This window comes from Nonomuraea sp. NPDC050790, from assembly GCF_044456745.1.
Taxonomy (GTDB): domain Bacteria; phylum Actinomycetota; class Actinomycetes; order Streptosporangiales; family Streptosporangiaceae; genus Nonomuraea.
Genome location: NZ_JBITGF010000008.1, coordinates 231,306 through 244,564, shown reverse-complemented (window position 1 = coordinate 244,564; position 13,259 = coordinate 231,306). Strand labels below are relative to the sequence as shown.

The 13,259-nt window shown below is 72.9% G+C and carries 12 protein-coding genes; 7 read left to right on the top strand and 5 right to left on the bottom strand.

Going from position 1 to position 13,259, the window contains the following annotated elements:
- The first annotated feature begins 68 nt into the window (after positions 1-68).
- Positions 69-1,397, top strand: coding sequence for an amidohydrolase (locus ACIBEJ_RS37350; RefSeq protein ID WP_397187651.1), 1,329 nt, complete (start codon positions 69-71; stop codon positions 1,395-1,397).
- Here the strand turns inward: ACIBEJ_RS37350 and ACIBEJ_RS37345 are convergent.
- Positions 1,394-2,371, bottom strand: coding sequence for an aldo/keto reductase (locus ACIBEJ_RS37345; RefSeq protein WP_397187650.1), 978 nt, complete (start codon positions 2,369-2,371; stop codon positions 1,394-1,396). The two genes, ACIBEJ_RS37350 and ACIBEJ_RS37345, sit on opposite strands and share 4 nt — an antisense overlap.
- 95 nt (positions 2,372-2,466) lie before the next feature.
- Here ACIBEJ_RS37345 and ACIBEJ_RS37340 point away from each other — a divergent pair, with 95 nt between their 5' ends.
- Together ACIBEJ_RS37340 and ACIBEJ_RS37335 are read left to right on the top strand one after the other, a co-directional pair.
- Positions 2,467-3,459: a methyltransferase dimerization domain-containing protein gene (locus ACIBEJ_RS37340; protein WP_397187649.1), complete on the top strand. Its 993-nt coding sequence runs from the start codon at positions 2,467-2,469 to the stop codon at positions 3,457-3,459.
- Entirely contained in the window at positions 3,456-4,178 is a 723-nt protein-coding gene (locus tag ACIBEJ_RS37335; RefSeq protein WP_397187648.1) for an SDR family NAD(P)-dependent oxidoreductase, read from the top strand. Before ACIBEJ_RS37340 ends, ACIBEJ_RS37335 begins: the two co-directional genes overlap by 4 nt.
- A 12-nt stretch (positions 4,179-4,190) precedes the next feature.
- Here ACIBEJ_RS37335 and ACIBEJ_RS37330 read toward each other — a convergent pair whose 3' ends face one another.
- From ACIBEJ_RS37330 to hpaD, 3 genes are read right to left on the bottom strand one after another with little or no spacing between them, the layout of a single operon-like run.
- Positions 4,191-4,880, bottom strand: coding sequence for a GntR family transcriptional regulator (locus tag ACIBEJ_RS37330; RefSeq protein WP_397187647.1), 690 nt, complete (start codon positions 4,878-4,880; stop codon positions 4,191-4,193).
- Between the two features lie 59 nt (positions 4,881-4,939).
- Positions 4,940-5,659 (bottom strand): alpha/beta fold hydrolase, encoded by a 720-nt coding sequence (locus tag ACIBEJ_RS37325; protein WP_397187901.1) that lies wholly within the window; start codon positions 5,657-5,659, stop codon positions 4,940-4,942.
- A 38-nt stretch (positions 5,660-5,697) separates the two neighbouring features.
- Entirely contained in the window at positions 5,698-6,558 is an 861-nt protein-coding gene (gene hpaD / locus ACIBEJ_RS37320; RefSeq protein WP_397187646.1) for a 3,4-dihydroxyphenylacetate 2,3-dioxygenase, read from the bottom strand.
- Between the two features lie 170 nt (positions 6,559-6,728).
- On the opposite strand from hpaD, the gene ACIBEJ_RS37315 reads away from it, so the two are divergent.
- From ACIBEJ_RS37315 to hpaE, 3 genes are read left to right on the top strand one after another with little or no spacing between them, the layout of a single operon-like run.
- Positions 6,729-8,150 (top strand): fumarylacetoacetate hydrolase family protein, encoded by a 1,422-nt coding sequence (locus tag ACIBEJ_RS37315; RefSeq protein WP_397187645.1) that lies wholly within the window; start codon positions 6,729-6,731, stop codon positions 8,148-8,150.
- Positions 8,147-9,061, top strand: coding sequence for a 4-hydroxy-tetrahydrodipicolinate synthase (gene dapA / locus ACIBEJ_RS37310; protein WP_397187644.1), 915 nt, complete (start codon positions 8,147-8,149; stop codon positions 9,059-9,061). Before ACIBEJ_RS37315 ends, dapA begins: the two co-directional genes overlap by 4 nt.
- Complete coding sequence (gene hpaE, locus ACIBEJ_RS37305; protein ID WP_397187643.1) at positions 9,058-10,524, top strand: 5-carboxymethyl-2-hydroxymuconate semialdehyde dehydrogenase; 1,467 nt, start codon at positions 9,058-9,060, stop codon at positions 10,522-10,524. Before dapA ends, hpaE begins: the two co-directional genes overlap by 4 nt.
- Here the strand turns inward: hpaE and ACIBEJ_RS37300 are convergent.
- A complete protein-coding gene (locus tag ACIBEJ_RS37300; RefSeq protein WP_397187900.1) occupies positions 10,521-11,615 on the bottom strand; it encodes a M24 family metallopeptidase in 1,095 nt (364 codons plus the stop codon). The genes hpaE and ACIBEJ_RS37300 overlap by 4 nt on opposite strands.
- 214 nt (positions 11,616-11,829) lie before the next feature.
- On the opposite strand from ACIBEJ_RS37300, the gene ACIBEJ_RS37295 reads away from it, so the two are divergent.
- The gene (locus tag ACIBEJ_RS37295) at positions 11,830-13,029 is read left to right on the top strand and encodes a PP2C family protein-serine/threonine phosphatase (RefSeq protein ID WP_397187642.1); all 1,200 of its coding nucleotides are present in this window, start codon (positions 11,830-11,832) and stop codon (positions 13,027-13,029) included.
- Positions 13,030-13,259 lie beyond the last annotated feature (230 nt).

The window sequence follows — 13,259 nt, the reverse complement described above, 5'->3', positions numbered from 1 at the left end:
CTCGAATCGTATCTGATTCCGTGTACGTTATGGGCATCCACGCGGTGGTGTCCAGAGTGGGGAGGAAGATGTTGCGCAACGGTTCCCGGGCCGCCGACACGGTGCTCACGGGCGGGGTGGTCCACACCTTGGACGGGGAAGACCGGGTGGTGGAGGCGCTCGCCGTACGCGGCCGGCTCATCGCCCGCGCGGGCTCGGCCCGCGAGGTGGCGCCGCTCATCGGGCCGGACACCCGGGTGATCGCCCTGAGCGGGCGCTCGGTGCTGCCGGGCATCAACGACTCGCACCTGCACGGGGTGTGGCTCGGTGCGATGTGGCCCGATCTGCTCATGGACCAGATGGCCTCCGGCGAGCCGGGCGGCGAGCCCGTCCGGCTGGAGAACGGCAGGCAGCGCAGGGCCGCCATCCTGCGGGCCGGGCGGTTGCTGGCCTCGCTGGGCGTCACCAGCTACACCGAGCCGGGGCTCGGGCCGGGGGAGGACGCCGGCCGTACCGGATGCTTCGGGTCGGCGGCGCTGCGCGACTACGCGCGGCTGGCCGCGGACGGGCTGCTCACGGCGAGGGTGACGGCGCTGATGTTGTTCGGGGAGCTCGACGGGCCCAGCACGCTGTCGGGGCTGCGGGAGGGGCTGCGCGGGTTCCGGCCGCCGGCCGAGGTGCCGGGGTGGCTGAGCGTGGCCGGGGTCAAGATCTTCGCCGACGGCATCCCGCCGATGGGGACCGCGTGGACCGACCAGCCGTACGCGGCCGGCGGCCACGGCGGGCTCCTGGTCGAAGGCCCCTCACCCGAGGCCCGCGCGGACGCCCTGGCCGAGATGATCGGCGCCGCGCACGCGGCCGGGTACCAGGTCGGCGTGCACGCCACCGGCGGCAGGGCCGTGCGGGCCGCGGTCGAGGCCATGCGCGCGGCCGCCGCCCGCGACGGCCGCGACCGGCGCCACTACGTGATCCACGGCGACCTGGTGCGGCCCGACACGCTCGCGGAGATGGCGCGCGCGGGCATCGGGCTCAACACCCAGCCGGGCATCGCCGCGGCGGCCGGGGAGATGCTGGCCGCCGCGCTGGGTCCCGAGGCGCTCGCGGGCGCCTGGCCCCTGGGCGAGGCGCTGGCCCTGGGCGTACGGCTCTGCCTCAGCTCGGACGCGCCCGTGCTCACCCCCGACTGGCGGATCGGCGTGGCCCAGTCGGGGATGGAGATGAACGCGGCGCTGCGCGCGTACACCGTCGTCCCGGCCTGGCAGGACGGCGCGCAGGACTGGAAGGGGACGCTGGAGACGGGCAAGGTGGCCGACCTGTGCGTGCTCGGCGGCGACCTGCGCGCGATCGAGCCGTCCGAACTGCCCGGGATGCCGGTGGCGCTGACGATGGTGGACGGGCGGGTCGTCCACCAGGCCTAGGCGGTGCCCCAGGACGCCTCTGGATCGACCACGCCACGGTCAAGCCACAGGTCGGAGACGGCTTCGCGCAGGTCGGGGCCGTGCCGTTCGAGAAGGGTGAGCGCGCCCAGGTTCTCCTCCAGCTGGCGCGTCCCGCTCACCCCGAACAGCACGGTCGCGACCGCCGGATGCGTGAGGCAGAAGGCGACGGCCAGTTGCGCGGGCGTGGCGCCGAACCGCTCGGCGGTCCGCAGCACCGTCGGGAACGAGGCGCGGATCCGCTCCCTGATGCCGCCCGGGTCCGCGCCGATCTTGCGCCGTGGGTGCAGCCGGCCCGCCAGGATGCCGCCCTCGAACACGTCGGAGGCCTGCAGCCCCAGCCCCGCCTGCGACAGCAGCCGGCCGTACGGCAGGCCCTCGGGCACGGAACGCCGGGCCAGACTGTACTTGAGCTGGGCGAACGACGGCGGCGTGAACCCCTCGGCACGGGCCAGGGCGCACGCCCGCCACAGGTCGCGCGCCGCCCAGTTGTTCACTCCCCAGGCCGCGAACCGCCCCGCCCGCACCAGCTCGGACACGTCGGTCAGCACCGAGCGAAGGTCGAGCTCGCCCAGGAAGTCGCCGACGACCACGAGGTCGGCCCGGTCCGTCCCGATCCGCTCCAGCGAGGTGTCGATCTGCGCGGCGAAGGAGGTCGCGGGGTAGTCCCAGAGCCAGAGCTTGCCGCACAGCGTGTACTCCTCGCGCGCGATCCCCGCCTCCCTGACCGCCTTGCCGAAGATCACGTCGGTGGTCGCGTCCTCGGCGTGCGGCCCGGAGTTGTAGTGGGCGACGTCGAAGAGGCTCACCCCATGGCGTACGGCGGCGCCGATCAGCTCGACCGCCGTGCCGAACTCCATCCGATCCCAGGTGTTCCACGAACCGAGCCCGGCCATGGGGACCAACGGCCCGCGTGGGCCGAGCCTGCGCCTGGGCACCGCACCGGAGAACCGCACCGCACACCTCCTGAGCCGAGCGACGACGGGCCTGGCGGCCACATCCAAGAATCGTATAGCATTCCCGATACTGTTCGCTCCCGAAGGGGTGTCACATGTCGGTTGACCAGGACAGCGGCGGCGCGGCCCGCATCGTGGAGGTGGCCACCGGATACATGGCCGCCAAGCAGCTCTTCGCGGCGTCGGAGCTCGGCCTGTTCGCCGCGCTGGCGAGCGGCCCGGCGAGCGCGGACGACCTCGCCCGGCGCACCGGCCTGCCCGTGCGCACCGTGCGCATCCTGGCCGACGCCATGTCGGGGCTCGGCCTGCTGACCCGCGCCGACGGTGTCTACGCCAACACGCCCTCGGCCGCGCGTTACCTGGCCGGGGCCGAGGGGGAGCTCGATCTTCGTCCCTTCCTCACCTTCCTGGAGGCGGTCAGCTACCCGCACTGGCTGGGGTTCGGCGCCAGCGCGCGTACCGGGGAGCCCGTCCCGCTGGACCTGGAGGGCGAGCGGATGGAGGTGTTCCTCACCGGGGTGATGACCTACAACGCGCTGCACGCCAGAACGCTCGCCGCGCACTACGACTTCACCCCGCACCGCCGCGCGCTGGACCTCGGCGGGCTGTCCGGCGCGTTCCTGGCCGAGGCCATGAAGGCCGCCCCCGGCCTGCGCGGCACGTTCTGCGCCGAGGGCGACCTGGCCGCCTTCGCGAAGCGGACGCTGGACGAGGCGGGCGTCGGCGATCGCGCGGAACTGGCCGCCGCCGACCCCTTCACCGCCGACCTGCCCGCGGACTACGACCTGGTGCTGCTGGAGCACGTCGTGCACCGCTTCGGCCCCGAACGCAACGTCCGCCACGCCGAGCGCGCTCGCGAACTGGCCGCCCCCGGCGCCACGCTGCTCCTGCTGGACTTCTTCCTCGACGCCGACCCCGCGCAGCGGGTCGTGGACGCGCTGCACGCGGCCGAGTACCTGGTCATCGACGGCACCACGGTCTACCCCGAGCAGGAGGTACGCGGCTGGCTCGCCGGCGCCGGCTGGGAACCCGGCCCGACCCTCAGCCTGCCCGGCTGCCCGCGCGTGATCGTGGCGTACGCGCGATGAGCCGGCTGGTGCTGGTCACCGGAGGGGCGAGCGGGATCGGGAAGGCCGTGGCGCTGGCGTTCGCGCAGGCCGGTGACCGGGTGGTGATCGCCGACGTGGACGCGGGCGCGGGGGAGAAGGCCGCCGCCGGGATCGGGGCCACCGCGGTACCCATGGACGTCACCTGCGCGGCCTCGGTGGAGGCCGCGCTGGCTCAGGCGGGCGGCCCGGTGGACGTCCTGGTCAACAACGCCGGGGTGGTGGCCGGTGGGGGTCCGCTGGTGGAGCTGCCGCTGGAGGTCTTCGACCGGGTCGTCGCGGTCAACCTGCGCGGCACGTTCACCGTCACCCAGGCGGTGGCCGCCAGGATGATCGCGGCCGGACGCGGCGGCGCCGTCGTCAACATCAGCTCGATCGGCGCCCGCCAGCCCACCGCCGGCCTCGGGCACTACGAGGCCACCAAAGCCGCCGTGGACGCCCTCACCAGGACCGCCGCCCTGGAACTCGCCCCGCACGGCATCCGGGTCAACGGCGTGGCCCCCGGCCCGGTCGTCACCCCGATGACCGCCGCCCTCATGTCCGACCCGCAGGCCCGAGCCGCCTGGGAGTCCCGCATCCCCCTGGGCCGCATCGCCGAAACCGGCGACATCACCCCGATGGTCGTCTTCCTGGCCTCCCCGGCCGCCCGCCACATCACCGGCACGACCGTCCAGGTGGACGGCGGCCAGCTCCTCACCTGACCCAGCGGTGCCTCACCCGCTGGGTTTGTGGTGTTTGGCCTGGGCCTGGTGGAGGGCGTCGGCGGTGGCGATCTTGTGGGCGCAGGCCACCCGCTCGATCTCCTGGGCCTGCGCCCCGGCCTGGATCAGGTCGAGCATGTGCTCGTGCTCCTCCACCGACCGCCGCGCCCGCCCCGGCACGTGGCTGAACGTGGAGCGCCGCATGTGGTCGAGCCGGGCCCACTCCGCCTCCAGCAGCGCCCGCAGGTGCTCGTCCGGGCACTGCGCGTAGATGGCGAAGTGGAACTCCCTGTTGAGCGCGGTGAACGACACCGGGTCGAACTCCTCCAGCGCCTCGACCATCCGGTCGTTGACCGCGCGGGCCCGCGCGAGGTGTTCCGGGGTCATGAGCGGAGCCGAGATGGCCGTGGCGTACCCCTCCAGCCGGGCCAGCACCTGCAGCGCGTGCTCGACCTGGGCGGCGTCGAAGACGGCCACCCGGGCGCCGATGTTGCGCACCACCTCGACCAGCCCGTCGGACTGCAGCCGCCGTACGGCTTCGCGCAGCGGGATGGTGCTGACCCCGGTCTCGCGGGCGAGCTGGTCCATCACCAGCCGGTAGCCCGGACCGTAGGTGCCGTCGAGGATGCGCGAGCGCAGCAACTCGTAGCTGATCTCGGCCTTGGACGCATTGGCCCGCGTGGACCCCTTGGCGGAACTCACCGCTCTTTCCTCATTCCCCATCGTGATCGAGATCGTCTCTGCCGAGATTCCTCTCGTCGTCAAAGCGCGAGCGTCGCCGTCACGACCTCGCGCAGGCCGGGACCGGTCAGCGCCTGCCGGTGGTCGCCCGCGACGGTGACCAGCCGGGCACCCGTCACCTGCCCGACGATACGCTCGATTCCGGCGGCGACCACGTCCTCCCGTCCCGCGACGAACACCGGAGGCTCCGCCCCCTCCCACGCCCCCGGCTCGAACGGCGTGGCGCGCAGCCCTTCCACGCAGGTCACCAGCCCCGCGGCGCGGTGGCCCTGGGCGAGGACCATATCAGCGATCATCGCGGTGAGCGGATCGGCGGGTACGTGCCCGTCGGCGACGGCCCTGCGCAGTTCCCCGGCGTCGAGCGCGCCGAACGGGTCGGCCGGGCTGAGCCCGCCCAGCACCGCCCGGCGCACCTGGCCGGGCGCGGCGGCGGGCAGTTCCCAGGCGATCCTGGCCCCGAGCGAGTAGCCGACGACGTCGAACGGCCCGGGACCCATCGCCTCGGCCAGCGCCGCGGCGATCACGCCGGCCCCGGCCCGCGCGGGGTCGGCGGGCGCCGGGCTGTCCCCGTGGCCCGGCAGGTCGGCGACCACGACCCGGCGGCCGCCCGCGGCCAGCGCGTCGGCCATCCCGGTCGCCACCCAGTCGCGCCGCCCGTCGGAGGCGAACCCGTGCAGCAGCAGCACCGGGGGACCGGCCGTCTCCTCGCGGGCGAACACCCGTACGGCCAGCTCCGCCATCACTCCGGCACCTTTCACAGCAGGTTTCGCATACGATTTCAGATGTTACTCCACGACGGCACCGGGAAGTCGACCACCACCTGGCCCGTGCCGCTGCTGCCGAAGTACGGGCAGAGCTGCTCGCCCTTGCCCGTGTAGTCCGCCCAGCCGAGCAGCCCGAAGAGCATGGCGGTGTCGGCCATGGCCCCCTCGCCCGTGCACCGCACGTTGTAGTCGGGCAGCATCTCCAGGAACTCCGCGATCCTGCCCTCGGTCCACAGGTCGAGCACCGCCATGTCGGTCTTGCGGTTGAACGCGCTGCTGACCTCGTTGAGCAGGGTCTCGGCGATCTCGTTGGGCGGGAAGGCGTGCGAGAGCGAGCCGCTGGCCAGGAAGGCCACGTTGCGCCCGCTGCGCAGGATCGCGCGGCGCAGCGCCTCGCCGATCCTGCGGTTCTCGTCGATGGAGGAGTAGATGTTGCAGCCGATCGGCAGCACCCGGACGGCGGAGTCGCCGTTGACGAAGTACATGGGCACGAGCGTGGCGTACTCGAGGCCGAGGTCCTTGTAGGTGTGCACGTGGGCCTTCTGGCCGCCGGCGACGATCTCCTCGCGGATGAGCTCGGCCAGGTCGGGGTCGCCGTCGTAGTCGTACTTCAGGTCGTGGATGAAGTGCGGGAGCTCGTGGCTGGCGTAGGAGGCGCGGTGGCGCTCCTTGCCGTTGAGGTGGAAGCCGATGCTGTTCATCCAGTGGGTGTCGGCCACCAGGAAGGTCTCGGTCCCGAGCTCGCGCGCGCGGCGGCCGATCTCCGTCAGCGCCATCTCGGCGGGACGGCGGATGCCGTAGTGCTTGCCCGGCTGGATGGACAGCCAGATGGACGGGACGTGCGTGATCTTGGCTGCCAGGACGATCTCTCCCATGCGCATCCTCCCAGGCCCGGCATCGGCTCGTTGAGTATGCCGAAGGGCGGGGGGCCTGTTCCACCCCCCGGCATCGCAAAATCATGTACGAACTCAGATATCTTTGTCTATAGTACTCCATCCTTCGGATCCGCTATCATCCACGATGTCATATACGATCTGGAGTAGTCATGGATCACCCGCTCGGCCTGGCGCCGGGGAAGATCATCGCCGTCCACCTCAACTACCGCGGCCGGGCCGCCGAGCGGGGACGTTTCCCCTCGGCCCCCTCCTACTTCCTCAAACCGCCCTCCTCGCTGTCGTGGTCGGGCCGGCCCGTCGTGCGCCCGGCCGGGTGCGAGCTGCTCACCTTCGAGGGCGAGATCGCCGTCGTCATCGGCGAGCGCGCCCGGTGCGTGCCGCCCGAGCGGGCGCTGGAGCACGTCGCGGGCTACACCGCCGCCAACGACTTCGGCGTGTACGACTTCCGGCACGCCGACCAGGGCTCCAACCTGCGCGCCAAGGGTCAGGACGGCTACACCCCGGTCGGCCCCGCGATCCTCACCGGCGTGGACCCAGGCGCCCTGTGCCTGCGCACCTACGTCAACGGCGAGCTGGCCCAGGAGGCCGGCACCGGTGAGCTGCTCTTCGGCTTCGACCTGCTCATCGCCGACCTGTCGCGCTACATGACGCTGGAGCCCGGCGACCTGATCCTGGCCGGCACGCCCGCCGGCTCGACCGTCGTGGAGCCCGGCGACGTCGTCGAGGTCGAGCTGGCAGGCGCGGGCCGGCTGCGCAACGAGGTCGTCGCCGAGCCCCGCGCCGCCCCTGCCGCGTGGGGCGCGCAGCCGAGGGCCGACGAGGAGAGCAGGGCCGCCGCCGTCGGACGGGGGCGGACGGCGGCGCCGTACCCCCTGGACGAGGCCACGATCGCGGCGCTGCGGACGGTCTCCACCGCCACGCTCTCCTCGCAGCTCCGCCGGCGCGGCATCGACCACCACTTCGTCGAAGGCGTCCGGCCCACCCGGCCCGACCTGCGCATGGTCGGCGTCGCGCGGACCCTGCGCTACCTGCCGCTGCGCGAGGACGTCTTCGCCGAGCTCGGCGGCGGCATGAACGCCCAGAAGCGCGCCGTCGAGGAGATCAGGCCGGGGGAGGTGCTGGTGATCGAGGCGCGCGGCGAGCACGGCGCGGGCACGCTCGGCGACATCCTGGCCATGCGCGCCCTGCGCAGGGGAGCCGTGGGCGTGGTCACCGACGGCGGGCTGCGCGACAGCCCCTCCTTCGCCGAACTGGACCTGCCCGCCTACTACGCGGTGCCGCACGCGGCCGTGCTCGGGCGCCGGCACGTGCCCGTCGAGTCGCAGGTCCCGGTGGCCTGCGGCGGGGTGCTCGTCATGCCCGGCGACGTGCTGGTGGGCGACGCCGAGGGCGTGGTCGTGCTGCCGCCGGCGCTGGCCGCCGAGGTGGCGGGGGCCGCGGCCGTACAGGAGGACGAGGAGCGCTTCATCTACCAGCGGGTCGCGGCCGGCGCCTCGATCGACGGCCTCTACCCCATGAACAGGACCTGGCGCGAGTCCTACCGGGCCTGGCAGCAAGGAGAAGACGCGTGAAGTACCGTTCCGACCCCGCGGCCATCCGGGGGTCCATCGCACCGGTGGTGACGCCGTTCACCGCCGAGGGCGCGCTCGACCTCGCCTCGCTGCGCGGCCTGGTCCGCTGGCAGCTCGGCCAGGGCTCGCACGGCGTCTCCATCGGCGGCTCCACCGGCGAGCCCGGCGCGCAGACGGCCGAGGAGCGGATCGCCGCCATGGCCGCCGTCGCCGAGGAGCTCGGCGAGCGCGCGCCGTTCCTGCCCGGCACCGGCTCGGCCAAGCTGGAGGAGACCCTCCTGCTCACCGCGGAGGCGGAACGGCTCGGCGCCGACGCCGTCCTCGTCATCACGCCCTACTACTCCCGGCCCGGCCAGGAGGCGCTGTTCCGCTGGTACTCCACGATCGCCGCGGAGTTCCCCGGCCTGCCGATCGTGATCTACAACGTGCCCGCGCGCACCGCCGTCGACATCGCGCCGGAGACGGTCGCCAGGCTGCGCCACGCGCACGACAACATCGTGGGCATCAAGGAGACGACCCGCGACTTCGAGCACTTCTCGCAGGTGCTGTACCGCTGCGGCCGCGACTTCCTCGTGTGGTCGGGCATCGAGCTGCTCTGCCTGCCGCTGCTGGCCATCGGCGGCACCGGGTTCGTCAGCGCCGCGGCCAACCTGGCCCCCGCGGCCGTGGCCCGCATGTACACCGCGTACACCGAAGGCGACCACCGCACCGCGCTCGACCTGCACCACGCCCTGCACCCGCTCGTGGAACTGCTGTTCGTGGAGACCAACCCCGCCCCGGCCAAATGGGTGCTGGAGCTGCGGGGCCGGATCGCCTCCGGGCACGTGCGTCCGCCGCTCATCCCGCCGACCCCGGCCGGAGTCACCCGGATCGAGGCGCTGCTGGCCGAGTGTGAGGAACTGACCCGATGACCCTGGAGCACTACATCGACGGGGCCCGCGTCCCGAGCGTCTCGGGGGCCACCTTCACCTCCCTGGAGCCGGCGACGAACGAGGCGTACCTGACGGTGGCGGCCGGACGCGCCGAGGACGTCGAGGCGGCCGTGACCGCGGCCAGGAAGGCGTTCACCGACGGCCCGTGGCCGCGGCTGCCCGGCGAGGAACGCGCCGTCACGCTGCGCAGGATCGCCGACGCGATCGAGGCGCGCGACGAGCGCCTGGCCGCGCTGGAGTGCCGCGACACCGGTCTGCCCATCACCCAGGCCCGCGGCCAGGCCAGGCGCGCGGCGCAGAACTTCCGCTTCTTCGCCGACGTCGCCGCCACGATCAGCGAGGACGTCTACCGGGTCGGCTCCGCCCAGCTCAACTACGTCCTGCGCAAACCCGCCGGCGTGGCCGGGCTGATCACGCCGTGGAACACGCCGTTCATGCTGGAGACCTGGAAGCTGGCGCCCGCGCTCGCGGCGGGCTGCCCGGTCGTGCTCAAGCCCGCCGAGTGGTCGCCGCTGTCGGCCGGGCTGCTGCCCGACATCATGGAGGAGGCGGGGCTGCCGCCCGGGGTGTTCAACCTCGTGCACGGCATCGGCGAGGAGGCCGGCGCGGCGCTGGTGGCGCACCCCGACGTCCCGGTGATCTCCTTCACCGGGGAGAGCGCCACCGGCCAGGAGATCATGCGCAACGCCGCGGGATCGCTGAAGACCCTGTCGATGGAGCTCGGCGGCAAGTCGCCGCTGATCGTGTTCGACGACGCCGACCTGGAGCGGGCGCTGGACGCCGCCGTCTTCGGCGTGTTCTCCCTCAACGGCGAGCGCTGCACCGCCAGCTCCCGCGTGCTCGTGCACGCCTCGATCTACGCCGAGTTCACGGTACGGCTGGCCGCCCGCGCCGCCCAGGTACGGGTCGGCGACCCCGCCGACCCCGCCACCGAACTGGGCGCGCTCATCCACCCCGAGCACCACGCCCGGGTCGCCGGGTACGTGCGGCTCGGCGTGGAGGAGGGCGCGCGCCTGGCGGCGGGCGGCGACCGGCCGCCACACCTGCCCCGCGGCAACTTCCTGGCCGCGACCGTGTTCGCCGACGTCACCCCGGACATGCGGATCTTCCAGGAGGAGATCTTCGGGCCCGTCGTGTGCGTCACCCCGTTCGGCACCGAGACCGAGGCGATCGAGCTGGCCAACGCCACCCGGTACGGCCTGGCCGCGTACCTGTGGACCAACGACCTGCGCCGCGCCCACCGCATGGCGCAGGCCATCGAGACCGGGATGCTCTGGGTCAACTCCCAGAACGTCCGCGACCTGCGCACACCCTTCGGCGGGGTGAAGGCCAGCGGGCTGGGCCGCGAGGGCGGGCGGCACAGCATCGACGTCTACACGGTCTCGCCCGTCGTGCACCTGGCCACCGACGACCTGCCGGTGCCGAGGTTCGGCGCGGGCTAGACGATCACCAGGTCGCGCGGCGTGTTGTTGAGCCGCAGGCCGCCCGAGCCCGTGCAGACCAGGATGTCCTCGATCCGGGCCCCGTGGGACCCGGCGAGGTAGATGCCCGGCTCCACCGAGAACGCGAAGCCCGGCTCCATCGGCTCGCCGTTGCCCGCGACGATGTACGGCTCCTCGTGCGTCTCGATGCCGATCCCGTGCCCGGTGCGGTGGATGAAGTTCGCCCCGAACCCGGCCTCGGTGATCACCTCGCGGGCCGCGGCGTCGATCGACTCGCAGGACACGCCGGGCCGTACCGCCTCGCACGCGGCGTCCTGGGCACGGCGCAGCACCTCGAAGTACGCCGCGTAGTCGGCGGGCGGCTCGCCCACGCAGTAGTTGCGGGTGGAGTCGGAGCAGTAGCCGTTGTGCAACTGCCCGCCGATGTCCACCACGACCGGCTCGCCCGCCTGGATGACCCGGTCCGACAGCTCGTGGTGCGGGCTGGCGCCGTTGGGGCCGGAGGCGACGATGACGAAGTCGACCGTCTCGTGCCCTGCGGCCAGGATGGCGTCGGCGATGTCGCGGCCCACCTCGCGCTCGGTGCGCCCCGCCCGCAGGAACCCGGGCACCTGCCGGTGCACCGCGTCGATCGCCTCCCCTGCCTCGCGCAGCGCCTCGACCTCGGCCGCGGACTTGCGCATGCGCAGCTCCCGCAGCACCGTCCCGGCCAGCACCTGCTCGGTCTTCGGCATGGCGGCGCGGAAGGCCAGCGAGGCCATGGCCCACATCCGGTCGGCCAGCCCCACCTTCGCGACGGGGCCGAGGCGCTTCGCGGCGATCTCATAGGGATCGTCGGTCTCGTCCCACGCCACGAACTCCAGCCCCAGTCGCGAGGCGGGCGAGGCCTGAGCGGCCGGCAGCTCCAGCCGCGGCACCATCATGTACGGCTCGCCGGCCGCGGGCACCACCAGGCAGGTGAGCCGCTCCAGCGGCAGGGCCTGGTAGCCGCTGACGTAGCGCAGATCGGGCCCGGGGGTGAGCAGCAGGGCGTCGAGCCCGGCCTTGGCGGTGGCCTCCTGGGCGGCGGCAAGACGGGACACGGGATACAAGTCTTCGGACGTCACAGGCCCCAATCTACTCGCGACCCCACATCTAAAATCCGCGAAAAGCTCTCACAACACGGCAAGCCATCGCTACACTCCGTTCAAGGACGATCACATACTGTGGGACCTCTTGTCCCGATCCATTGTCATTTGCGAGTGAACTATGGTCGACGTTACGGGCGGCCATCAGCCACCCCTCCCATCACCGGACCACCGTCCGATGAGCGCGGCCGAGCTCATCGGACACCTGACCCAGCAGCAGGCGGGCGAGCACGACACCGCCATGCTGGCCATCCGCCTGTCCCACGCCGAGCGGCTCGGCAACATGGGCTGGGCCGAATGGAACCTGCGCACGGGCGAGGCCATATGGTCCGACCACGTCTACGTGATCTTCGGCCGCGACCCCGCCGACGGCCCGCTCGGGCTGCCCGAACTCGCCGGCTACGTCGAGCCCTGCGACCTCGGCGCCCTCGACCAGCTCCTGTGGAGCGTGGTGCAGGGCGTGGAGCCGGTCCAGGCGGAGTTCCGCATCCGGCGCGGGGGCGAGGTGCGCAACCTGCGCGTCGTCCTCGAACCGCTCATCGCCCCCGGCGGGCCCATCGGCGTCCACGGCGTCGTCCAGGACATCACCGGCCGCCGCCGCGCCGAGCGCATCATGTCCGAGTCCCGCCGCCAGCTCCTGGAGGCCCGCGAGCGGGCCGCCGAGGAACGCCACGTCATGCTGGCCCTGCGCGAGGCCATCCTGCCCGAGCCCACCGGCCGCCTCGACCTGCCCGGCACCCGGATCGCCGTCCGCTACGTGCCCGCCGAGAAGACCGCCAACCTGGGCGGCGACTGGTTCGAGGCCGCCGCGCTGCCCGACGACCGCGTCATGCTGGCCATCGGCGACGTCTCCGGCCACGGGCTGCCCGCGATCGCCCACATGGCCCAGCTCCGCCACGCCCTCGTCGGCCTGACGATGACCGGCCAGAGCGCCGACCAGCTCCTGGCCTGGCTCAACGAACTCGTCCTGCACCGCCTTGAGGAGACCACCGCCACCGCGATCATCGGCCACCTGGACACCGGGACGCGCGTCTTCACCTGGAGCCAGGCGGGACACCTGCCGCCCATCCTGGTCCGCGACGGCAAGGCCGAGACGCTGACCCAGCCGAGGGGGGTGCTGCTGGGCGCCACCTGCGACCAGCCCTACAACCTGGCCAGCGTGGAACTGCGTGACGGCGACCTGCTGCTGCTGTTCACCGACGGGCTGGTCGAACGGCGCACCCGCGACATCGACGCGGGCCTGGACCTCGCCGTCTCGGCCGCCGCCCACCTCCTCACCACCGACCTCGACGCCGGCCTCGACCGCCTCCTCCACGCCATCGGCGGCCCCAACCCGGACGACGACGCCTGCCTCCTTGCCGTGGGGGTCGGTTGCTGATGGTCGTGGGTTTCCGTCCCGCTCCTTGCTTTCCGGCCCTTTTCCGTTACGGCAAGCCGCCCCACCCGCCCCGCCGACGTGCCTGACCGCCTGTCGAGCGCCGGTCGTGAGGGCTCACGGGGTTCCCGCCGCAACGACTCCGCCCTGGGCACGCGCCCCGGCCCACTCCTTTTCCCTTTGACATAGAGGCGAGGCGTTCAGGCGGTGTGCCGAGCGACGGTGTGCGGAGC

What these genes read in the sequence shown, in the direction of transcription:
- ACIBEJ_RS37350 (WP_397187651.1), top strand. Translation starts at nt 69, where the DNA reads ATGTTGCGCAACGGTTCCCGGGCCGCCGACACGGTGCTCACGGGCGGG.
- ACIBEJ_RS37340 (WP_397187649.1), top strand. Translation starts at nt 2,467, where the DNA reads ATGTCGGTTGACCAGGACAGCGGCGGCGCGGCCCGCATCGTGGAGGTG.
- ACIBEJ_RS37335 (WP_397187648.1), top strand. Translation starts at nt 3,456, where the DNA reads ATGAGCCGGCTGGTGCTGGTCACCGGAGGGGCGAGCGGGATCGGGAAG.
- ACIBEJ_RS37325 (WP_397187901.1), bottom strand. Translation starts at nt 5,659, where the DNA reads ATGGCGGAGCTGGCCGTACGGGTGTTCGCCCGCGAGGAGACGGCCGGT.
- hpaD (WP_397187646.1), bottom strand. Translation starts at nt 6,558, where the DNA reads ATGGGAGAGATCGTCCTGGCAGCCAAGATCACGCACGTCCCGTCCATC.
- ACIBEJ_RS37315 (WP_397187645.1), top strand. Translation starts at nt 6,729, where the DNA reads ATGGATCACCCGCTCGGCCTGGCGCCGGGGAAGATCATCGCCGTCCAC.
- hpaE (WP_397187643.1), top strand. Translation starts at nt 9,058, where the DNA reads ATGACCCTGGAGCACTACATCGACGGGGCCCGCGTCCCGAGCGTCTCG.
- ACIBEJ_RS37295 (WP_397187642.1), top strand. Translation starts at nt 11,830, where the DNA reads ATGAGCGCGGCCGAGCTCATCGGACACCTGACCCAGCAGCAGGCGGGC.